The following is a 22,180-nucleotide window of genomic DNA, read 5'->3' as shown; positions in this document are numbered from 1 at the left end:
TATAAATAAATGCTGATTGGTTGCAATGTCTAAGAAAGGGCATAAAAATACGAAAGGTCAGCCCGAAATGTGGGACGAGCTAAAAGGGCGCTATACCCTCACAGTTACTCCTACTGGTATCAAAGGTATAGATGCGATCGCGGAAAGACTCGGTGTGTCCCGCTCAGAATTAGTGGAGCGGATCGGGCGGGGTATCATCCCACTTAAACTGGATGATTTGCAAGAATTTGATTTGGTGGAAAGGAAATCAGCATAGACTTAGCAGTGCAAATTGTGGTTTTTGTCTAAGTACCGTTAGTAGTTTCAGAACAGGCAATTTAAATAATCCTTGATTATTTGGCTAATTAATTTACATTGATTAACCTTCTTTTGATTAGCGATTAATTTTAATCAATCATAATCATATTGGGTAAACTATCTATTTTTTATAGTTATATAAATTAAATACTAATAGGGTTGAACAGCCTATCAGCACTAAATTTACGGCACAACATTTTTACTCATTACTATTACAAGCGGTAGCTATAACAACTGTTACTGGTTCATGAGTATAAGCTATTAATCAATCCGCTCTTTTTTTATTTTTTAGTTTTAACTTATCCTCTACTAGCTTTAATACCTCCTCATTTTCTTTGACACTATCCTCTATAAAAGCTGAGATTTCCTCTGTCATCGTGGTTCCCCGCAATAAGCAAAGGCGCTTGAAACTATCTTTAAGTTCGGCTGGTAAGTAAAGAGTAATAGTCTCTTGCCCTGGACGGCGTTCGGGCATAGTTATCGCAGTCATAGATTTTCTCATTAATTATCCCCTGTACTAAGTTAAGTACAGTACCGTTTGTTAATTTGTACAGTACAATAATGATAGCACTAACAAAAGAGCCAGCGCCTCGACTTCCACATCCGGCACTGGCTCCACCCACACATCTATATATATGGAGTTATTTGATCATGACTCAAGAAAGTCAAGAGCGATCGCACAAAGGAGGGAATCATGCAAGATTTTTCTAGCTCCAGCAACGATGGCGCTACCTCTGTACTGTTCCCTCTATTTCTGTGCAGCATCGGCATAAACGTTTTGCAACACGCCTGGAACAGTAACCAGCTTGCAGTATTGCAACAAGCTGATAACTTACAGCAGCAGAAAATCGCCCAACTTCAAACAGATAAAGATGTGTGTGCTGGTAAGCTTGCAGGCTTTATCGAAGGGAGGCGCTGATGAGTAACGAAGTGCTTACTACTGCCCAAGCTGCTGAACTGTTACAGGTTAGCGTCAATTGCATCAGGCAATGGAAATCGCGAAAAGCTGAACAGCTATTAGAGAGCATCCATTGGATAACTGGCGACAATAATCAAACCTTGTGGACACAGACAGGGCTTGAGGCGTTACAGCAGATTAAAGGTGTAACAGCCAGCGTGACAGATGATGTCACAACTGGCGTTACAGAGAGCGTTACAGACCCATTACAGCGTTACAACCCATTAGTGGAGAGCGTTTCAAATGCCATTACACAAGGGTTAATCGGACGCATTGACAAGGTTGTTACGCGCAATATCGGAATTGCGATCGCCAAACCAATGACCTCGACTGAGTGCGTAACCTTGCTAACTGAGTTGGGATTAAAACCTTGTAACCCAGAACTGCTTCTAAGTGGCAATCAACCAAATTTACTAACTGAATCTAAGGAGAACTAAATCATGGGACTACTGAAATTTATCACCCGCAAAAAACTAGACGCGTCAACTGAAGCTGGCGGACAACTAGCAGCTAATGATGGCACTAACCACAACTTAGCTACTAACAGGGTACTAGCTGCTACAGATTCCTCCGTTCCCACACCTACTAATGCTGATTTTAGTAGCGTTCGTAGCGTTCCCGTAGTACAAAAGCCCCGCTACTTTAATAAAGCTGAAGCAGACGCATTACGCATCTTAGCCAAGCAAAAGAAAGTACAAGCAGAGGCTTCAGTTAGTGCTTATAAAGCCCTCAAAAATATTGAGGATTCTGATACTACCGTACACACCACACACCGTCGTTACCAAAGCAAAGTAGCACGTACAGAGTTAGAGAAAAAACAGGCTGATGCTCAGTTAGCTAAGAATCTCCATGCGTTACGCCCAGAGTATGCAACTCTACACAGCGAAGTTAAGAGCGCAGAAGTAAACGCAGCTAACGCCATTAATGCCATCAAACAAAGTTATGGCTGCTAATTGTTAAAACCTTGGGGTAGTGATTAATTTCACTACCCTTTTTAGTGGAGTAAATAAGATGGGCAAAAGCATTCAGTTAGGTGGATATTTTCTGCTAGGAGTAAGCTGTTGCGGTCTATTTTCCTATACAGCTTATGTTGTGCCACGCTTTCAATATTATGCTTTCTGGTTGGTAGTAGTAGTTAGCCTTTTATTTATTATCGCTGGCGTGGTCGATGACTTTCTGGCTGAAGTATTAGGGCTAAGTTATCAACAGTATATTGGTGGTCTTATCACCATGATTGCAGTTGTTTTAATTGGGTCAATTGTACAGTGGGTAAAGTGATGATTAAAATATCCTCACCCCAAGATCAGCTTAGAAGTAACAGAAATTTACTTGCTTTAGTTGGTGGTAGCAGTACTGTAATAGGGCTGTTACTTTGGAGTTCTAGCCCGTTTTTGTTCCCCAATCCCAAAGATAAGTTTAGCGTTTCACTACGTTATATGACCTTATTTATTACTAGCTGTTGCGGTGTAACAGCCGTTGCAACAGGGCATCAGCTACAGCGCATTACACCACTAATTAAAGCTATTGAACAGGCAGAAAAAGCCGACTTCATTAGTCAGCTTGCAACGTCGCAATGGATACAGGAACAACGTTATCAGTCAGAAGCTATTACAGCGTTACAACCCTCGTTACAGCAACCCGTTACACTGCAACAGCCAAATAGTTATAACGAGCGTAACGACGATACAGCCAGGGATAACGAAGTTAGTGACGAACCTGTAACGGATTCTATAACGACTGCAACAGCCAATGCTGTAACACCTGCAACAGATGAGGAAATGGAAGGTTACAGACCTACTTATCTAGCTGTAACGGCACTGCAACAGCAAGGAATTAGCGATAGCGACATCATCAAGGATGTGTTGAAACAGGGCGGAATAAATTATCAGAAAGGTAAACAGATGTTAGATGCACTTTTGCATTTAGGACAGTCTAAAGGTTGGTAATTTCAAAAATCGAATTAATGAGGATAATGTCAAGTGATACCAAATAAAGCTGTTATTGGATTTTTAGGATTCGCTGCAATTGGATGGATAGGATTTATAGTCTTAGGAAGTCAAAAAATTGTGTCACAGTTAGTACCTGAAGTTTGTCCTGCGCCTAAAACAAATACTTCTTATGTATTTGTCCAGCATTGTTGGCTAGCAGACTATAGTTATTTAAATGAATTGAGTCAATTTTCAGGCTGGAACATAGTAAAGAAGTGTAGACGGTTTACTACAAATTATGACCTTTTGGGTAAAATTACCACGTCAACAAGTTCGGTAGTAACTCAAATTGGCCCAATTGAAGATTACCGTCTAGCTGATTCCGCATTAAGTACAATCACGGAGAAGGTTAATCTAAAAAAATGTAACCCTGACACTACTGATAAACCATTTATGATTAATAAACAATATTAACCATAAGTAACTGCACTATTACGACCAGCACGAAATCTCAAAACTCCAGTCTTGACCATAACGCATAACGTTTCTAACCCCTTGCTATAAAATGCCAGGGGTTAATTATTTTAACTTTTTTAAACGCGATAGCGTTTTATACTAAAAACTGCTGTATTATTGAAAACTGTTTATAGTAGTTAAAACTTATTAATTCTTAAAACTGTTTTTATACTAAAAACTGTTTGCAGCAGTAAAAACTGTTTTTAATACTGGAAGTTATTAAAATAGTGTAAGCTGTTTTACTACTGGTTACAGGGAGAAAATAGACCCCCTTTGCCCCATCGTCTCTAATTATTAAAGGGCGATAGCCCTACTGCCTTGAGATTGAGCTACAACCGCTACATTTGCCAATTAATGACCAATCTACACCGATGGGTAGCTGAACAGTTGTTAAAAGCGAATTATACTGATACTCCCTCAAATAGCTTAGAACTGAGTGCATTAGTGAAGCAATTTAGTGAAGCGGATAAGCATATTGATTTACTGTTTTACTGTTATCATCTAACTGCCCTGTTGTACGTATTCTGTTTGTACACCAGAACAAGTCTTCGGCATTACCATAAATTGCTTTGGAATTTTGTGTAAACTGCACCCCAGAAAGTTGGGCATAAATGGCTATATTAAAATCGCTAATGTTATGAGATTGAATTAACCCGTAAAGTCTAACAGATTAATATTTCTTTGGAAAGAGATTGACATTAAAAGAGCTTAGGTATATGTCTATTTTCAGCACAAAAGTTTTACATTTAATTACTGTTCCTGAGAAGGTTGCTCGGATTAACGAAAGTTTAAGTTTGGCAGTCCGTAGCCAGCTTAAACCAAGAGACCCTCTAGAAATAACGCTTTTTAAATTGGCGGAGTGGGTCGCTTTTCCTGCCACCAGAAAAACTCTAATTAATCCAATACTTCAGGAGCAACTACAACGAACCCTTGTAGCACACGGATACTGTGAACTGTATGCTGTCCTCTTGGGTAATGAAGAAACCGTTTATACGTTGCCCGTAACGCTTGAAGGTCTTGACGAGTTTCGTCGGAAAATGGGGCGTTTTTGCGTGACACCAGCGCCAAGTTTGGGCTTGTTTGGGCTTGAACTTTGTTCAAGCCTTGTTAGTATAAAGTTTGACTAATTATTCTGCCAAACGACAGATTCCTGCGAATAAGTAAGCTAGAAAAAATATTTTGAGTTTCTCAACTTTGCTCTATCCAAGGAACATCTAACCATTCGGTATTTAAATGCTAAAGATCAAGCGTGCAATCGTATTAGTCTGGCAAAGTTCTTCTCGCTGGACTTTAATTCATGTTACTTTAATTACGTTTCAGAGTATATTGCCTCTAGCGTTACTTTATATTATTAAACTCATTGTTGATAACATTGCCATTAGTCTTCGTACTGGCGATAAAATGCAGATATTTAGTCATATTATATTCCTGTTATTCAATGCAGGACTGTTGATGTTGTTGATAAATTTCAATGCTGTAATTTCTGAGCTAGCATCAACAACGCTATCACAACGGGTTACAGATCACCTGCAAGTGACCCTGTATAAAAAAGCAATCCAGATTGATTTAGAGTCTTACGAAAGTCCCCAACATCAGGACATTTTGGAACGCGCTAAGTGGGAAGCCCCTTACCGTCCGACCCAAATGCTAAATAGCTTGACATCTGTAGGGCAAAGTACTGTCTCGCTATTGGCGATCGCTGTTTTGCTCATCTCTCTCCATTGGGCACTCATCAGTGTTTTATTATTTGCCTCCATTCCAACCATGATCGTTCGCTTTCAGCAATCAAAAGTTCTTTACAAGTGGCGTCGCTATCAGACTGAGATGGAACGAAAAGCCAACTATTTGGGACATTTATTGCTAGAATATCACCCTGCTAAGGAAATTAGATTATTTAATTTAGGTGATTTGCTTATTAATCGATTTTATAGCCTCAGGCAGCAACTGTTTAAAGAAAAACTTGCAATTACTACTCGGCAAGCCATCACCCGACTGATTACACAGGGATTTACTGGAATTGCAATATTAATTACCTATGGCTTTATTATTAATCAAACAATTTATGGTAAATTTCAATTAGGAGATTTGGTGCTGTACAGCCAAGCCTTTCAGCGAGCTCAGGGTGCATTAGGAAGCCTAATTTCTGGACTAGGGCAAGTACATGAAAATAACTTATTTCTTGCTGATTTATTTGAGTTTCTAGCTTTAAACCCGACTATAAGTGAGCCTCTACATCCTAAATTAGTGCCTCGTCCCATGCAACAGGGTATTGTATTTCAGGATGTGAGCTTTCAATATCAAAACTCACCACGCCAAGCGATCAAACAGGTTAATCTTACTATTGCGCCGGGAGAAATCATTGCTTTAGTTGGAGAAAACGGGTCTGGTAAAACCACATTAGTGAAACTGCTTTCCCGTCTTTATGACGTGACCCAAGGCAGTATTACTATCGATGGTATTAATTTACAGCACTTTTCGGTGAAGGATTTGCATCGCCAGATCAGTGTGATTTTTCAGGACTATACTCGCTATCAGCTCACGGTGGAAGACAATATCTGGTTTGGTGATATTGACCTGCCTCCAACCCCTGAACGAATTACTCAAGCGGCTCGACAGTCCGGTGCCGATGCCGTAATCCAGAGTTTGCCAAAAGGGTACCAGAACTTGCTGGGGAAATGGTTTAGGGAGGGAGAAGAACTCAGTGGAGGGCAATGGCAGAAAATTGCTCTGGCACGTGCCTTCCTGCGGGATGCTCAGTTGGTGGTGCTTGATGAGCCGACGAGTGCGATGGATGCCAAAGCAGAGGCAGAGGTGTTTCAGCAGTTTCGCGATCTGATGCGCGATCGCTCTGCACTTTTAATTACCCATCGCCTTTCGACTGTCAAAATGGCGGATCGGATTTATGTCATGCATCAAGGGGAGATTGTGGAAAATGGCACCCACGATCAATTGATGGCACTACGAGGCACCTATGCCCATTTGTTTGAAATCCAAGCGAGAAATTATCAATGACGACCCTACCTGTCGAAGTAACGGTTCTGCTTGCCTGTGTACGGTTTTATTTGGGTACGATAACGAAGAGCGAAGTGACTTGTTTACTCACCTCAGATATAAACTGGACAACTCTACTCCAAACTGCGATCGACAATGGTGTCATGCCAATATTGTATCAGAGCCTCAAAGCGATCAATGAGGATTTGGTACCGCGAGCGGTGATGGTGCAATTGCAAACGTGCAACCGCATGAATGGACTGCACAATTTTTCTCAAACCAAGGAATTACTAAAGATTTTGGCGCAGCTTGAGAAAGCTGGAATTGATGCCATTCCTTTTAAAGGACCGACTCTCGCAGCATCTGTTTATGGCAATGTGACGCTACGCCAATTTAATGATCTAGACATCTTGGTGAGGCAAAAAGACTTTTGGCAGGCGAAAGCCGTTTTGGTCGCCCAGGGTTATCAATCTAGTATCTCAGAAGTAAACGAAATTGAGATGTTCAATCGCTCTCTTCAAATCTCTTTGTCACAGAGTACCCCTGAAGTGACGATGTTAAATCAGCGATTTCAACCCTCTTTACTACACAGCAACCCAGAAAGAAGTATTGATTTACACTGGGGAATTCCGCCCAGACGAATTTGGAAGAGTGATCGGTTTAAGCGGTTTTGGGAAAATCTATATCTGATCGATCTGATGGGTCAGCCAATTAAAACCTTCTCTTTGGAAACAACCTTAGTAATTCAATGTATAAATGTTGCTAAAGAACCTGGGAGGCGATCGTTTAAGCAAATCTGCGATATCGGTCAAATCATTCGAGCTTATCCTGATTTGAATTGGCAATCAGCCCTGAAACTGTCTTCTGAGTTACGTAGTCAGCAATTATTCTTAATAGGACTCACTGTTACCCGTAAACTTCTACATATTCCCTTACCCCAGTTTATGCTAGAGATGCTGATGAGGAATCAGCCAAGCGACGAGAGTGTTTTTGAGAACGATCCCTTAGGGGAAAACTTGTGTCTACGTGCTCCTCTGAATGGACTCCAATCCTGGTGGTGGGAATACACATATCAACTCAAAACTCTGGATCGATCATGGGATGGGCTATTTATCACCGAATACTATCTGCAAACGTTTCTCAGAATTGTGCTGTCACCAAGTGAACGCGATCGCGAATTATTGCCGCTCCCCAGTGGATTATTTTTTCTTTACTATATAATTCATCCCATCCGATTGTTAATCAAGTATTTGCCCTTAAGTAAATCATTCGTAATGGGAAATAAACTTTAGAAAAGCAGAAAAATAATCATGGATCAGTTATTAAACCTAGATATCAACTCAGCCCTAACTCAATTCAAGTTGGCTAATGCTTGGCAAATTCAGGGCAAATTTGAGGATGCATTTATCCGCTATCAAGAGACCTTGCGATTACAACCTGACTATCTGCCAGCCTATCAGCAGTTAGGGAATTTGATGCTGAAACAACGCCGGATGGACGAGGCACTGGAGTACTATGAGCAAGCACTTGCACTTGATTTTGAAGCAACTAATCTTTCGTTTTATTATCAATGTTTGGGCTTGCCGAAACAGCATCCTGCTCCGTCAATCAAATGTGAAAATGTTTCTTTTGGAAAGGAAAAATCAAATGCGCTATCAACTGGCAAAATAAATCTTGGTAGCCAAAAAGTTTTTGGATATCATCGCAGTGGCTGGAGCTTTGCGATCCAGTCACTTAGTTCTTTGCACAATCCTCAAGGCATTTTGTTTGATGGCTGTTTAGAGAATCAGTTTCTCTTTCAGCACAATCGTGTGGGTAAGCGATCGCCGCGAATATTAGCCAAAATGCAGGCAGATGGAGTCTTTCAAAGTTTGGCAACTTCCGAAGAAAAGGGAATAATTCCCTATCAGAAACCTTGGATCGGATTTCTGCATAATCCCCATTCCATGCCGACTTGGTTTAATGATCAAAACTCACCCCAAAAACTATTTGAAAAGGCAACTTGGCAAGCTAGCTTACCTCATTGCGTCGGATTGTTTGCACTATCTGAGCATTTTGCTCATTGGCTGAGAGAACAAACAGGCAAACCAGTTTCTGTACTAACCCACCCAACCGAGATTCCTGACAAACAGTTTGATTTTGACCAGTTCCTTGCCAATCATAAAAAAAAGATAGTACAGATTGGTTGGTGGTTGCGAAAGTTACATTCAATTTATCAATTACCTCTAGCTCAGGATAATCCCCTAAACTATCAAAAAGTGAGACTAGGATTTCTATTTGAATCCGGAGAAGCAGTATTTGCTCAACTTATGAAAAGAGAGGCACGAATTTATAAAATTCAAGTTGATGAATCGTATTTAGCTAATACAACCGTTATTCAACATATTCCTGATGATCAATATGATGATCTATTATCAAAAAATATTGCCTTTGTAGATTTGTATGATTCCAGTGCTAACAATGCTATTATCGAGTGCATTGCCCGTGCTACTCCACTACTCGTGAATCCTCTCCCAGCGGTGAAAGAGTATCTTGGAGAAGACTATCCTATGTACTTTCATACACTAGAAGAAGCGGCAGAAAAAGCATTGGATATCTCGCTGATTTTAGAGACGCACCATTATCTAAAATCCTGTGAAACTCGAGAGAAACTATCGGCAGAGTATTTCCTAAACAGCTTTTGCAACAGCGAAGTCTATCAACTGATTTAAAACCTATGTTTTACTTGCAAAAATGGTTTGGAAAACGCACTGCACGAGGATACTTACAACCAAAATGTCAGAAGTTTTCACGTTTATTTCCGAAATCTGTCGTGATTGAACAGGTAGCTACCGGATTTCAGTTTACGGAAGGTCCCGTTTGGATGACTGAAGACCAGTGTTTACTGTTCAGCGACATTCCTGCTAACAAAATCTACAAGCTCAATGCTGCTCGTCAAGCCGCTGTTTTCCGAGAGCCAAGTCATCATTCCAACGGATTGACCCGCGATGGCAAAGGACGATTGATTGCCTGTGAACATGGGAGCCGTTGCATCACCCGCACTGAGCTAGACGGAACCCTAACGGTCTTCAGCGATCGCTTCGGCACCCAAAAACTAAACAGCCCAAACGATGTCATTGTGAAAAGTGATGGGGCGATCTACTTCACCGATCCGCCGTATGGTATTCAACCTGAGCAGCAAGAACTGCCATTCCAGGGCGTTTATCGGCTTTCACCAACTGGTCAAGACCTGACGGTAGTTGCGGATGATTTTGTCAAACCCAATGGTCTTGCGTTGTCGCCCGATGAACAAACGCTTTACATTGCCGATTCATCTGAGCGTTGCCACATTCGCGCCTTTGATGTGCAGGCAGATGGCACGCTTACAAATTGTCGTGTGTTTCACACCATGAAGGCTCCAGGGGCAACAGGCAACCCAGATGGCATGAAGGTTGATCGAGAAGGGCGTCTTTACGCGACTGGACCTGGAGGAGTGTGGGTGTTAGAGCCAAATGGTACTCATTTAGGAACAATCGTGTTACCTGAACAGCCTGCGAACTGCGCTTGGGGTGATGCCGACTGGCAAAGCCTTTACATCACAGCCCGCACTTCGCTATACAAAATTCGCGTTAATACACCAGGAATTGCTGTCCCATGACTTCTAATTTTCCACTTATTAGCGTCATTATTGCGGTCTACAACCGCGAGCAATATTTAGCAGAGGCGATCGAAAGCGTCCTCGCTCAAACCTATCCTGCGATCGAACTGATTGTGGTCGATGATGGATCGAGTGATCGCAGTGCCGAAGTTGCCCAAAGATATCCTATTACCTACCACTTCCAACGCAATGGAGGGATTAGTTCGGCTCGAAATGCCGGGATTTCTCTTGCAACTGGTGAATTTCTTGCCTTTTTAGATTCTGACGATATTTGGGTGGTGGACAAGCTCTCCAAACAGATGGCAGTTTTTGAGTCTGATCCAAACCTAGAGGCTGTATTTGGCTATGCCCAACAATTTTATAGCCCTGAATTGGATGAAACGTTTCGCCAGCGAATTCGGTGTCCAGAGCAACCAATCGCTGCTCATATTTCCAGTGCCATGTTGATCAAGCGAACCGCATTCCTCCGGATTGGAGTGTTTGATACTCAGTTAAAAGCAGGTATTGATATGAGTTGGTATATTTCTGCGATCGAACATCATATCCAACAGGTTACGCTTCCTGATGTTGTTTATTGCAGACGTCTGCATGAAAAGAACAATGGTATTACTGAACGCCATAACGGGAACCAACGCCTATACCTTCTCAAAGGTAAACTGGATCGGCAAAGAGCTAACCAATCTTCTTCGATTCAGGGGTTCTAAAATGCGTCATTTCTTTCAGTTTTGTCCCCATCCCAATCAAAAAATTGTTTTGTTAACGGGTGCAGCCGGGGAGATTGGGACTTCTTTGCGTCAACATCTAGGTGACAACTATCACTTTCGCTGTTTTGATCGCGTCCGAGTTCGTGATGCCAAAGATGCCCAAGTTGCCGATGTCACGAATTTTAAGGCAGTTCTCAAGGCAATGCGCGGCGTAGATGCAGTGATTCATCTTGCTGCAAACCCGAATGTCGAGCAATCTTGGCAAGACGTTTACAGCAGTGGCATTGGGGGCACTTATAATGTGTTTGAAGCAGCTCGCCAAGCTGGGGTCAAGCAGATTATTTATGCCAGCACGAATCATGTTTCAGGCTGGCGGGAAGTGCAACAGGAACCCCAGATTAAGCCTGAACAGCCTGTCCGTCCTGACTCTTTGTATGCCGTCGGTAAAGCGTTTGGAGAAGCCTTGGGGCAGTTTTTTGTTGATCGCTATGACCTGTCAGTTGTGTGTCTTCGTATTGGTGCGTTTAAAACTGATCCAAAACTTTATCAGCCAAATGATCGTTTGTTGGCAACTTGGTGTAGTGCACGGGATTTGGCTCAATTGGTAAAGCGATCGCTAGAGCATGAAAATCTTGGCTTCCAGATATTTTACGCAATTTCTGGCAATACTCGCCGCTATTGGGATATCAGCAATGCTCAAGCATTATTGGGGTACGAACCTCAGGATAATGCCGAAGACTTACTCACAAATGAATCTCGCCAAGAAAATCAAGTCTGACATAATTATCGCCTCAAAACTAAGCTAAAATTTTAGAGATGACATCAGATAATTTTTATAAATTCTCTTCAAAGCCCTATGAAATAAATCTTTTAGGGGAATTTCCAGATATCCTTTGACGAGCGATCGATTCCTTGAGAATTTTGAACATACGATATTTACGCGTTGAGTTCATTTTCCAAGATAGATTAGAGCCATGAAACCGTCTTAAGGTAAGAATTTCAGGAATCGTGACAATAGATATTTGAGCATCTTTGGCTCGGCATAGCCATTCTGTATCTTCGCTTGCACGATAAGTAGGTGAGAAATCCCCAATTTGAGTGAACACAGATTTGCAAACAACCAGCGTACTGGGAATGATCACCGTCGGCTCCCCAAGGTCGCGCTGAGGTTCAAACCATGTCGGAACCTCAGTGCCTGACTCTAAGAAATTCAGAGCTTTTGTGCCAGTAATGCCAACATTAGGATTGTCGAGCATATAGGTAATTTGGATACTGAGTTTATCGGGCTTCCAAATGTCATCCCCATCTAAGAATGCAATAAATTCTCCTTGTGCGGCAGCGATCGCCACATTACGAGCTACAGATACACCTTGATTTTCTTGATAAAAATAGCACACATCTGGATAAGCACGAACAATCTCAACAGTGTGGTCAGTTGAGCCATCATCCACAACGATGACTTCGATGGGACGATAGGTTTGAGCAAATACACTGTCGAGAGTTTCTGGCAAAAACTTAGCGCAGTTATAGGCAGGGATAACAACACTCACTAAAGGAAAATTTTTCATAATTTATGACCTAGAATAAATTTTCAGTAACTCTCAACAGTTAAGCATTGTCTTTGAATTATGGTAGGTCGTCCAGACTCCAGTTTTAGAGCCTGAAAGGTTTCCATTTAACAGAACCCCTGTTATCAATATTTGCCAAAGTTAAGCCGATAAATATAATATTTTGCAATAAAATATTCTCTAAAGTCTTTGTAATCTGTCTCGTATCAGGTTGGGGCAATCAAAATAATTGTATGGCTTGATTTCCTGAAAAAGATGGAAGATCTCTCAAGAAATTCTTAATCTAGCAAACACTCTTATGTACCCAATACATTTCCCAAGGCTTATCCCGATTAAATGGATTTTTAGCGCTTCGATACCCGTTCGATTTTAGTAACTGAGAAATAGGTAGACGGATGGAGCCATCACATTCCAAACTCAATGCCAGAAATTGATAGTCATCAAATGGAAAAACTTCTAAAACATCTAACTCACTACCCTCAATATCAAAAGCAGCATAGTCGATCACCTTGGGCGCATGATATTTTTTGAGAAGTGCCTCTAGAGTTATTGCACTTTTCTCAACTGCTCTACCTTTCTGAACCACTTCTTTGCCCTGATACTTGACTTGTTCGAGGTTAGATTTAATTCCACTCAAATAAGGACTTACAGTATCGTCACTGCCTTCTATAAAGATGACTTTTCCGGGCTTATTAGAAAGGCAAACTGGTTCGCAAATACTATGCGGACGATTAACAATGAGTTGTTCAAAAAAACCATCATTGGGTTCGACACAAATTCCTGTCCACTCAAATTCCTTTTCCAGAACATAACAACTACTGGCTTCTTTACCATTGGCTGCTCCAACTTCTAAGAAGTACCCACCTCGTTTACTGGGAAAGATATACTCAGCAATCCAGCGATCGTTATTAGTCTCATTGTAATATTGCCTTTTCGCTGGGAGTATTGCTGGAGCAAATCGAGTTAGCCCATCAATGATTTTTCGATACAGGTATCCCATTTTGATTGGCTCTTCAAAAAGTTTAAATTTGCGAAAGCAAACGCAAAATTACATCTGGAATTTGAGCCATATCAGTGCCCAATTCCAGCGCATAGCAAGGAACTTGTTTGACCAGACTTGACATTATCTGAAAAGCCGATTGTCCACTGCCTGCCAATTGAAATATTGTGCTGGGTGCGAGTGCTCTTAATGCTGCACCTGCGGTCGTTGGACGCAAATGAGTATTTGGTTTCCCAGTCACTTGAGGAATTAGCACTGCTTTAATCGGAAAGCCTCGCACAATCTTGTCAGGATGATGCTGATGCAGAAACAGCATGGCTTTTTCTAGCTCCATGCGATCAAGATTATTCACCAGGGGAGCTAAGTTTGGAAATCGCTCTAAATCTTCCTGTCCTTTGAGTTTTGCAGTGTTGTACAGACTGTAAACATAAGGACTTGGATCAGTGGAAACTAAACAATAATCATCGCTGGCATAGACGAGTGGACTATCAATGCAAGCCAGTGCGGTGGACGATTTACCCGATCCCCCTTTCCCCGCCAGCAAAACGCCTCCAGAAGGTGTTCCCACCGCTCCTGCATGAACATACTGATGCTGACGATCGCTTGTCCACCAATTCAAAATGGTTTGCAGAGGTGAACCCTTTTCCCAGTAAGGAATATCTTGGGCATCTTCAATCCAGTAACAGGCGAGATTTTGCTGACGATCAAGCACACTCAGAATATTCGGGCCAATATGAAAATTTGTGCGAATGCGATCGCCATCGTAAGCTTTAATTTCTTTACGGGGTCCGAGATAATCTGTCCAGTGCAGCCGAATCAGTTGCAGAAGGCTGTCAATCAACAGCGGTAATCGCCTGCCAGTTGAGGCGTTATCCCAAAGGCAAATCGTCAGGTCAGGGTTTGCCGTTGATTCTGCCTCCAAATGGGATAACGCTGGTGTAATCTGGGGGATAAGACCCAAGCCTGCAAAGCGCAAACAAAGGGTGTAGCGCCCAACCTTATAGAAATAATCGACGGCACCTGTAACCTGCGCTGCTCTTTGAAAGCCCTGATAAACGAGGTGAAAGAAGGCAAGGTGATCTTCTGAAAGCAGCAGCGCTTCGCTATCGCATTCTTCATTAGACTGTGGAGGTAAGGCTAGATTAGTCACTTATTCTAATGCTGATTTTTTTGGTATTAAAAGATTTTTCAATATCTGTTTGCCTGGAAAGGAGCGATGTTTAAGCTGAAACAGTTTGGTCTCTAAATGGTTAAGTGGGCGAATGCCTTGAGCGAGTATTGATCGAGCCAAAGACCGCTTATCCCCAGCCAACACCTGATAGTTCAGCCATTCCGTCTGAGCGATCGGCATTTGGTAGAGCGCAGGCAACACCCAACTTGGAATCGAAAGCTGCAACACCTGCTGCAACAGGATCAGCATATTCCGCACTGGCAAAATCATTTGATATCGCTGTGCTTGGGTGATGAGTCGCATCCAGTCGAGATCGTTACCCGACTTCCGAATCAGCATCAGCGCATCGGCTATTCCATAAATCTGACGCGATCTACCTTTAAAAAATGTCCTGACACACCCATCCAAAAGCTGATCGGTCGGGCTAAGCATCCAGCTTGGTTGGTTGTTACCACTGGGAATCGCATACTTCCAAACTTGCTCATCGATATAGTCTTGAGGAATTGCCCAGAAAAGATGCCCCTGTAAATAAAGCGAGTTTTCCCGATCGTCCTGTAAGTGGATCAATTGGTGTGTTAAAGCACTAGAGGCTTGCCAATTTAGACAACTTAACTGTTGAATTGCCCCCTCTAATTCAGCGGAGCGAACCAGGAGATGAAAGTTAGAAATCGGACGATAAGTTTCGTCTTGGCAAGAGCCGAGGGCAGCATCGCCAAGCACAATCGCTTCGATTCCCGCGTTCTTTAAATGGGATAACAGTATTTTTAGTTGTTTGAGCCGCAGTTGATTGGCATACCAAGTGCGCCGATAGATACCCTTAAGCCTTGCCATCTGAGGATCTTCGACACCATGAGTCAATAAATTTCGGTAAAGTTGCGGCAGTAGTACATGGGACTCAGCGTCTAAGACTTCGATATCGACCGAAGACTGCCATTGCTCCCATGCGCTCAGTGCGGCTTTTCCCTGTAAAAGTGCCGCTTGGAGCAATAGTTCCTGCTTTTTGGTTAATCTATAGCGGCTAACAAGGGGAATGCGATCGTTCATCGTGACTTAGGCTGTTTTCGCGTTGGGCCATCCGGCTTCCACATCGACTTCATGAATCGGATCAAGCAGAAGTAAATCTTCCATGTCAGTGAACTTCTCCAACATGGGTTTCTCAAAGCATGGCTTGTTAGTTATTTCAGCAATTTCTTTAGTGTTGTTATCTGTATTTACAGATTCCATAGTTGAATCAGTGATAATGAGTTCCTCACGCTGCAAGTTTTCTAAAAACTCATCAATAGCGGTAGCAATTTCCTTGGCACTACCGTCATATGCTTGCGTCATTTCCTGAATTAGGCTGTAACAGTCAATCCGACGCTCAATTCTACTCCAAACGTCTGCTCCAGTTTTCAATAGGCTGTAGTAGTAACCTTTTTCTAGATGGACAATAACCACTTCTCCCTCGATCGTTTCACAAACAACTTGAGGAGTATTGACCCGAAATACTTGGTTATTTTCCATACAGATTACCACTCAACGTTTCCTTTTGTACTAAGCATTCTACCTTAAAACTCTTTTCGCCCTCGCAATCGGTATTCCAAAGAAAGGAAAAAACAGGATACGTGTTTGCTAAATTACCAAAAAGCTAATTTGGGGTCACCGTGCCAAAAAAGGAAAATTGTACGTTAAGAAATCGGTATCAAATCTCAAGCCCTGAAATTACGTTAATTTCACCCCAGTAGCAAGATGCAGAGTATAGGCTATACTCTGCACCAAGCCAGAATAATAGTTTCTACAAGCAAGACGGGTAAAGGCTTTCAGCCTTAGCGTACGATTTTCCCGTTTTGGCACGGTCATGCCATTTTATTAAAAGATAACTTGCTAAAATAAATGATTTAGCAATTGCTAAAATGTTTATGTTAACAGTCGCAATCACTTCCCTCAGTGGAGGTCAAGGCAAAACCACAGTCTCACTATTTTTTGGGCGCAAGATTGCTAGTCTGGGCTACTATACTCTCATGGTTGATGCAGACCCACAGCACAACTTAACCACCTACTTGGGAGTGGAACTGCAACCCAATCAACCCACCCTGTTAGAGTGCCTCAAAAAATCTGTAGCACTGGAAGAAGGAATTTACCCAAAGGTTATTTTTAATCCTGGCAAACCAGATACTCGGTTATAAATCAACTGGTTATGATTTTTTTGAGAATCGGCGTTGAGATCTATACTGAAACATTTAATATAAAGACCCATCCGTCCAGAAGCCCCAGGGGGAATAATTATTCCACCTCTACTATATTTACAAGAGTCAATACCTCGTTCGATCAGAAGCTCATCAACAGTAATAAACTCGGATGTAATAAGTTTTGACTTGATGGCGAAAGAACGGCTGCCTATTCCACGTGTTCCGGCTTTGTAGTCCGAGCTAATTTTTTTAAGGCGTAGAGAAGTGGCTTCTCTATCTACTGTTTCATTAAAGAGTAGCTGGATTAAATCTGAACTATATAGATTAATTCTTCCTAGGTAGAGATTAGATTCATTCTCGTTTTTTTGTTGAAGTCTGGCAAGTGATTCTTGAGTTAATGCCCTAATTGGCTGAAAAGACACCATTCCTTAACTATGTAAAAACTAGGGAGATATGCGACATCGAAATAATTCAGCTTGTTGAGGTTGTATTTTAGTTTTAGGTTTGCTTCTTTCCATAATTTTTCTATGGATGATAATGCCTGCGGCGCTTGCTATTCAAGTGAAGGCGCGGTAGCGTCTGCGACCTTGGGAACTTAAAAAGCTACTCTAATTAATTAGATTGTAGGTCATGGTTCCTGAGTATTCAAACAACGATAGCTGACCAGGAGTAATATTGTTAAACTAAGCGATTCCCTCACGAAAACCGCTCGTCTTCAGAACCGTGCTTGAGACTTTCACCTCACACGGCTCCTCAGTAATAAGGTCATTTTCATTGATACCTCTCATCCAATACTCCTAATTTGATAGCACTCGGAAATATTCTTGTTCTTCCGGTGTCATAACTTCCCCTTTTATTCCCTTTTTCCAGATTTTACTGAAATCAAGGTGGGCAAATTTAGAATCACGATAAACCCCAATTTCTGAGGATTTATCACTCTTCTTACCTTTTGGAGTGGATTTTGGCTTGGCACTATTACAGCCAGATTTTGTACCGAGACTACCATCGCTAGCAGTCTTTTCATCGTGGCAATGTCGGTGAAGTAATTGATAATTTTTGTACTCATTCTTTCCACCTTTCGACTTAGGAATGATATGGTCAATTTCCATCACCGATTGTTCTGTGAAATGCAGTTTGCAGTGGGCGCATTTCCCTTTCTGTTTCTTCAACAGGGTTGCCACCGTAGATGGCACTTCAGGGTTTTTGCCCATTCTTGTACTCCAATAAACTAGGTTGCCATCGTAAGGACTGGCTTCGCCTTTAACCTTCACATGACGCACTATTTCGGTTGCGCTATGCTTTAGTAACCGCAGAGGGTTTTCACCTTCCTGCCTGGTTGCGAATACCCAATTATCTCCACCTATGGTTTGCCAATATTTTTCAGTTACCCATTTTCCCGATTTATTCGAGTGGCGGCGTTTTGCCCAGCTTTTTAACTTCTGGTACACTTTTGTCGATAGCTCGGCGTATGTTTCTTTGCTAACAACTGCTCGATAATAGTTAGCCCACCCTCTAATGATTGGGTTTAAATGGGCTATCAGCGCAGCTTGTGGGGCTGCTTTATGCTGGTCTATTATCTCTGCAATTCGGTCATAGTGTATCTTTATCTTTTCTTTGCTGGGTCTGATGAGTGTCTTGAATCCAAGTGGTTTTCCTTTGCAGTGTCCCGTGTTATATTTTCCTACTGGGTACTGCTTGACGTTAAAGCCAAGAAAGTTAAACCCTGCGTCTTTCCCTTCATGTTCTAATAATGTGTGGGCAAGGCGTGTTTTACTTGGTTTCAGTTCTAATCCCATGCCTTTTAACCACTCGGAGATAATCTCAGAACATCTTTTGACAACGGTTATATCTTCGTGCAGTATCACAAAGTCATCGGCGTAGCGGATTAGGCTTAGGGCTTGGTGATTATGTGCCTTACGCCCTGGTAGTGTTTCTGCTACCTGCTTTATCCTTTCTTCCATCCCGTGAAGGGCAATGTTCGCTAATAACGGAGAAATGACCCCGCCTTGTGGCGTACCCTCAGATGTGGGGAACAATTGCTTACCATCCATTACTCCCGATTTAAGCCATGCTCCTATCTGGCGCTTTAGGGTTGGGAATGTGTTTAGCTTTTTGAGAAGTTCCCCGTGATTGATTCTGTCGAAACATTTGGCAATATCGGCATCTAGCACATATTTTGCTTTGTACCTAATTGCGTTAAATATCGCATCGACCGCATCATGGCATGAGCGTCCTGGTCGGAAGCCATAAGAGTTGGGTTCAAATCGTGCTTCCCACTCCGGTTCAAGCGCCAATTTGACTAACGCCTGAAGCGCCCTGTCGTACATCGTGGGAATACCAAGAGGACGCTTTTCGTCTGTTCCTGGTTTGTCTATCCATACCCTACGAGTAGGTTTGGACTTCCCCTTTAGCACAAGTTTTTTTACCAGTGCTAACCTTTGGACGGGCGAAAGTGATTTAACTCCGTCTACTCCGGCTGTTTTCTTAGTTAGAGTCGATGTCCGCATTACTGCGATGCACCTCTCCTTCAGAACCGGACGTGCGACTTTCATCGCATCCGGCTCCTAGCAACCTATGGGTAACTGGGTTATACCCAAAATCCCCTTCATAAACCGTTTTCAGGAATCGACTTCCACCTCATCACCGTCTTGAATCTTCCGAACATTTGGAGGCTTTGTATTCCCCTTTAAGCTGGACAGTTACAGCTTCAGTCCGTTCAACTTGTTCGCATGACGTGCGTTTTCCTTAGATTGTCAGTCTATGTTCCGTCTAGTCCTTTCTTAGCCGTTCTTCCGGGCTTGGGAGATTGCCCATCTGCTTCAATACGTGCTGCTAACAATCCCAGTGTTATCATCTACCTGTATCCAAGTTGATTGCAGTCCGTTTGTCTAAGCATGGTCTAATCCATTTCTAGATTTCTCGGTTGCTGGGGGCAGTTTCCGCCCCCATCCTACCCGCCTCTTTCCGGTAAGGGGTTAATCATTTCCCTCCACTCTGGTTGTCAACCCTGAGAAGTTAGAGACGTTTTTACTCGTTCCGTTCCTTAGATTGATTGATACTTTAGGTGTCACCACTTCGCCTACTACCAACCCAAGGTTATGCAGCTATTCCAGGGATGTGCTGCGGGTTTATAGGTAGTCAAGTCGAGATTTAACCAGATTCTCGCTTAGATATAAGACGCTTTTTCAGGTGCTTCACATTAAGTTCACCATAGTATCCCCCCATTAGCGCCAGTGTGCCTATCTGATTTGGCTCTGATTGCGCCCTGCTTCCAGCTTCGCTCTAGTGATTAACCTCGGCGTGGACAGATAGGGAGTCACTTCTAACCTTGAAGGGTAGGACTTTCACCTACATCCAAGGAACAGTTATAAGATTTTCAAGGTTCTGCCTTGACGTACTTACTGCGGGTTATGTATTAGCCGCAAACGAGCCGCACCCCTGGTTATCTTGTGTCACACGACGCACCGACAGCATCTTCCCAGACGTTGACCTCATCAGAGTCTTTTGGAGTCTGCGAACTGCCTTCAAATCACCACGACTAGAGGCTCTGAATATTCTCTTTTGAAGCTTATAAACACGGATTTCTAGCTTGCGCCAGTCCACCTTGTTCCATTCCACCACTTGATTGCTCAGTGTTTTAGACATTTTACTTACTACTTGAGACTATTCAATCCTTATCACCGTGTATCTGTCAGCCTATCCAAGCCATTACAGCAAGGCGTTTGCTTCTGATACAATCCCACCACCTCGCAGCATCCGGTTAGCTACCTACTCTCGGTCTTCGACCTCCGAGAGAGCATACGAGGGGTTATTTCGTTCCGAGTGACCATACTATGAATCTTGAAGAAGTCCTACTATCCACCGGGGTTATTTGGAGATGCTGTAGGTCGAAAGTCGAGTCGCCTACCTCTTATCCTTTGCCTTTTGGCTCCAGCTAATCAGTCCTTTTTGCTGGGTGCGAATCACGATGGTTCAGTCGTAGGTTCAGGCGTAATGCCTTACTCATGGACTCTTTGCTTGCCCCACACTACCTTGGACTAGGAGTGTAGAAGGGCTTTCACCCCCGCTTTACGGATTGATGGCATCGCTACCGTAGGGGACGCAGTTTTTTACACCACGTTCTGTGTGCTTTCACCTGGCATCTACAGGGGAGGGATTTTCACCCTCATGGTTCACTCAGTTGTCAAGGTTCGTTTCAGGATTTCTCCCTACTTACCCTTGCGGCTAATCCTCCAAACCATTACAGGTATTGGTTTCTAGCCAACGAATCGCACAGACTTTTTTCGCGTGTGGTAACCTAGATGACAAGCACTACACAGGGGAATTAAATTCTCAGTACGGTTATCTTCTGGGGTGTAATTAGCATGATGTACTGTTAAAGTCTTTGCCATGCGTTCTGATTTGCTAAAACCAGAAGTGTCTTCACCAGGACGAATACATTGCATATTGCATTTACGACAACACCACTGGGCTTGTTCTTTTATAGATAAAGCTATTTCATACCAATTGTCAGGATAACGTTGAGGGTTAGAAGGCATTTAGTTAGATTAGTGCCAGTTTCTATGGGATTAAAAGCTAATCTACCATTACGGTTTATTAGTTTTGGTTGCTGTGGGAGATAATACTTTATTAATGGCTTTATCTAAAATATCAACATCAACATCAGGACAAACAAACATTTGAGTCTTCTTCACCAGTTCTCGTTTAGGCAGCTTTCCATGCCGTTCCTTATAATCATCCTTGACATACATTTCAACGTGCAAAACTTGATCAGCACTTACAGTTAATCCTAAATGTTTAGCTCTTGCTTTGATTGTCCAAAATAATGGTTCTTGAGGTAACTTAGTTTTATGACTGTTAGGACTTTTTTTAGTTTTAGTTGTGGTTAAATCAAAACTTTGAACATTAGTTAGATAGTTATCTATATATGCAGGTAAATGTTGTTCTAGATACAATGCAACGCAATTTTGTATTTGCTCATCTATATTACGTTTACCTATAATCCCATCAAAATTATCTAGCGATCCTTCAAGGTACAAGGAAATACATTGCGTAAGCGTGGCTGTGGCTGTTGTACCTTGTTCTTGACATCGGTGGAGAAATTTACCCCATAGCTCAGAATCACAATTAAAGGTAGCCAGCTTTTTATTCTGCCCTGTATTCGTCATATATAAGTGATATAGGTCAATATAGATGAAAGCTGTTGTGATTTTACTATATATGTTATATATACAGACCTATA

The 22,180-nt window shown here is 42.3% G+C and carries 26 protein-coding genes and 1 pseudogene; 16 read left to right on the top strand and 11 right to left on the bottom strand.

Going from position 1 to position 22,180, the window contains the following annotated elements:
- Window positions 1-25 precede the first annotated feature (25 nt).
- Complete coding sequence (locus CRI9333_RS23950) at window positions 26-256, top strand: hypothetical protein (protein ID WP_015180028.1); 231 nt, start codon at window positions 26-28, stop codon at window positions 254-256.
- Between the two features lie 306 nt (window positions 257-562).
- Here CRI9333_RS23950 and CRI9333_RS23945 read toward each other — a convergent pair whose 3' ends face one another.
- On the bottom strand, window positions 563-787 hold the full coding sequence (locus CRI9333_RS23945; RefSeq protein ID WP_157462500.1) for a hypothetical protein: 225 nt from the start codon (window positions 785-787) through the stop codon (window positions 563-565).
- Window positions 788-858: 71 nt separating this feature from the next.
- Here CRI9333_RS23945 and CRI9333_RS27090 point away from each other — a divergent pair, with 71 nt between their 5' ends.
- From CRI9333_RS27090 to CRI9333_RS23880, 14 genes are all read left to right on the top strand, one after another.
- Window positions 859-1,008 (top strand): hypothetical protein, encoded by a 150-nt coding sequence (locus CRI9333_RS27090; RefSeq protein WP_157462499.1) that lies wholly within the window; start codon window positions 859-861, stop codon window positions 1,006-1,008.
- The gene (locus CRI9333_RS23940) at window positions 992-1,216 is read left to right on the top strand and encodes a hypothetical protein (protein WP_015180026.1); all 225 of its coding nucleotides are present in this window, start codon (window positions 992-994) and stop codon (window positions 1,214-1,216) included. Before CRI9333_RS27090 ends, CRI9333_RS23940 begins: the two co-directional genes overlap by 17 nt.
- On the top strand, window positions 1,216-1,692 hold the full coding sequence (locus CRI9333_RS23935; protein WP_015180025.1) for a DNA-binding protein: 477 nt from the start codon (window positions 1,216-1,218) through the stop codon (window positions 1,690-1,692). Before CRI9333_RS23940 ends, CRI9333_RS23935 begins: the two co-directional genes overlap by 1 nt.
- 3 nt (window positions 1,693-1,695) lie before the next feature.
- Entirely contained in the window at window positions 1,696-2,208 is a 513-nt protein-coding gene (locus CRI9333_RS23930; RefSeq protein ID WP_015180024.1) for a hypothetical protein, read from the top strand.
- 58 nt (window positions 2,209-2,266) lie between these two features.
- Window positions 2,267-2,533 (top strand): hypothetical protein, encoded by a 267-nt coding sequence (locus CRI9333_RS23925; protein ID WP_015180023.1) that lies wholly within the window; start codon window positions 2,267-2,269, stop codon window positions 2,531-2,533.
- Window positions 2,533-3,201, top strand: a complete 669-nt coding sequence (locus tag CRI9333_RS23920) for a hypothetical protein (RefSeq protein WP_015180022.1) — start codon at window positions 2,533-2,535, stop codon at window positions 3,199-3,201. Before CRI9333_RS23925 ends, CRI9333_RS23920 begins: the two co-directional genes overlap by 1 nt.
- Window positions 3,202-3,234: 33 nt before the next feature.
- A complete protein-coding gene (locus CRI9333_RS23915) occupies window positions 3,235-3,657 on the top strand; it encodes a hypothetical protein (protein WP_015180021.1) in 423 nt (140 codons plus the stop codon).
- 758 nt (window positions 3,658-4,415) lie between these two features.
- On the top strand, window positions 4,416-4,826 hold the full coding sequence (locus tag CRI9333_RS23910; RefSeq protein WP_015180020.1) for a hypothetical protein: 411 nt from the start codon (window positions 4,416-4,418) through the stop codon (window positions 4,824-4,826).
- Window positions 4,827-4,932: 106 nt separating this feature from the next.
- Entirely contained in the window at window positions 4,933-6,711 is a 1,779-nt protein-coding gene (locus tag CRI9333_RS23905) for an ABC transporter ATP-binding protein (protein ID WP_015180019.1), read from the top strand.
- The gene (locus tag CRI9333_RS23900; protein WP_015180018.1) at window positions 6,708-7,982 is read left to right on the top strand and encodes a nucleotidyltransferase domain-containing protein; all 1,275 of its coding nucleotides are present in this window, start codon (window positions 6,708-6,710) and stop codon (window positions 7,980-7,982) included. The genes CRI9333_RS23905 and CRI9333_RS23900 overlap by 4 nt, the downstream gene beginning before the upstream one ends.
- A gap of 18 nt (window positions 7,983-8,000) precedes the next feature.
- A complete protein-coding gene (locus tag CRI9333_RS23895; protein WP_015180017.1) occupies window positions 8,001-9,401 on the top strand; it encodes a tetratricopeptide repeat protein in 1,401 nt (466 codons plus the stop codon).
- A 5-nt stretch (window positions 9,402-9,406) separates the two neighbouring features.
- Complete coding sequence (locus CRI9333_RS23890; protein WP_015180016.1) at window positions 9,407-10,327, top strand: SMP-30/gluconolactonase/LRE family protein; 921 nt, start codon at window positions 9,407-9,409, stop codon at window positions 10,325-10,327.
- The gene (locus tag CRI9333_RS23885) at window positions 10,324-11,031 is read left to right on the top strand and encodes a glycosyltransferase family 2 protein (RefSeq protein WP_015180015.1); all 708 of its coding nucleotides are present in this window, start codon (window positions 10,324-10,326) and stop codon (window positions 11,029-11,031) included. The genes CRI9333_RS23890 and CRI9333_RS23885 overlap by 4 nt, the downstream gene beginning before the upstream one ends.
- Before the next feature lies 1 nt (window position 11,032).
- Window positions 11,033-11,809 carry an NAD-dependent epimerase/dehydratase family protein gene (locus CRI9333_RS23880; RefSeq protein ID WP_015180014.1) on the top strand — a complete coding sequence of 259 codons (777 nt, stop codon included), beginning with the start codon at window positions 11,033-11,035 and terminating at the stop codon, window positions 11,807-11,809.
- Window positions 11,810-11,885: 76 nt separating this feature from the next.
- Here the strand turns inward: CRI9333_RS23880 and CRI9333_RS23875 are convergent, their stop codons facing one another.
- From CRI9333_RS23875 to CRI9333_RS23855, 5 genes are all read right to left on the bottom strand, one after another.
- Entirely contained in the window at window positions 11,886-12,599 is a 714-nt protein-coding gene (locus CRI9333_RS23875) for a glycosyltransferase family 2 protein (protein WP_015180013.1), read from the bottom strand.
- Between the two features lie 283 nt (window positions 12,600-12,882).
- Complete coding sequence (locus CRI9333_RS23870) at window positions 12,883-13,599, bottom strand: FkbM family methyltransferase (RefSeq protein ID WP_015180012.1); 717 nt, start codon at window positions 13,597-13,599, stop codon at window positions 12,883-12,885.
- Between the two features lie 22 nt (window positions 13,600-13,621).
- Complete coding sequence (locus CRI9333_RS23865; RefSeq protein ID WP_015180011.1) at window positions 13,622-14,749, bottom strand: HPr kinase; 1,128 nt, start codon at window positions 14,747-14,749, stop codon at window positions 13,622-13,624.
- A complete protein-coding gene (locus CRI9333_RS23860) occupies window positions 14,750-15,814 on the bottom strand; it encodes a nucleotidyltransferase family protein (RefSeq protein WP_015180010.1) in 1,065 nt (354 codons plus the stop codon). It abuts the gene before it with no gap.
- Window positions 15,815-15,820: 6 nt separating this feature from the next.
- A complete protein-coding gene (locus CRI9333_RS23855) occupies window positions 15,821-16,273 on the bottom strand; it encodes a PqqD family protein (protein ID WP_015180009.1) in 453 nt (150 codons plus the stop codon).
- A 395-nt stretch (window positions 16,274-16,668) separates the two neighbouring features.
- Between CRI9333_RS23855 and CRI9333_RS23850 the strand changes: the two genes are divergently transcribed.
- Window positions 16,669-16,935: a ParA family protein gene (locus tag CRI9333_RS23850; RefSeq protein ID WP_157462498.1), complete on the top strand. Its 267-nt coding sequence runs from the start codon at window positions 16,669-16,671 to the stop codon at window positions 16,933-16,935.
- Here CRI9333_RS23850 and CRI9333_RS26015 read toward each other — a convergent pair.
- From CRI9333_RS26015 to CRI9333_RS25320, 5 genes and pseudogenes are all read right to left on the bottom strand, one after another.
- On the bottom strand, window positions 16,887-17,363 hold the full coding sequence (locus CRI9333_RS26015; RefSeq protein ID WP_071881163.1) for a hypothetical protein: 477 nt from the start codon (window positions 17,361-17,363) through the stop codon (window positions 16,887-16,889). The two genes, CRI9333_RS23850 and CRI9333_RS26015, sit on opposite strands and share 49 nt — an antisense overlap.
- Before the next feature lie 372 nt (window positions 17,364-17,735).
- Window positions 17,736-19,490 carry a group II intron reverse transcriptase/maturase gene (ltrA, locus tag CRI9333_RS23845; protein WP_015180007.1) on the bottom strand — a complete coding sequence of 585 codons (1,755 nt, stop codon included), beginning with the start codon at window positions 19,488-19,490 and terminating at the stop codon, window positions 17,736-17,738.
- A gap of 883 nt (window positions 19,491-20,373) precedes the next feature.
- Window positions 20,374-20,583 (bottom strand): annotated as a pseudogene (locus CRI9333_RS23840) (reverse transcriptase N-terminal domain-containing protein); the annotation flags it as partial.
- Between the two features lie 611 nt (window positions 20,584-21,194).
- Window positions 21,195-21,476 (bottom strand): hypothetical protein, encoded by a 282-nt coding sequence (locus CRI9333_RS23835; protein ID WP_015180006.1) that lies wholly within the window; start codon window positions 21,474-21,476, stop codon window positions 21,195-21,197.
- 48 nt (window positions 21,477-21,524) lie between these two features.
- Entirely contained in the window at window positions 21,525-22,106 is a 582-nt protein-coding gene (locus CRI9333_RS25320; RefSeq protein ID WP_015180005.1) for a hypothetical protein, read from the bottom strand.
- Window positions 22,107-22,180 lie beyond the last annotated feature (74 nt).

Origin of the sequence: Crinalium epipsammum PCC 9333, from assembly GCF_000317495.1 — a bacterium.
GTDB lineage: Bacteria > Cyanobacteriota > Cyanobacteriia > Cyanobacteriales > PCC-9333 > Crinalium > Crinalium epipsammum.
This window is presented reverse-complemented; position numbering and strand designations above follow the sequence as displayed.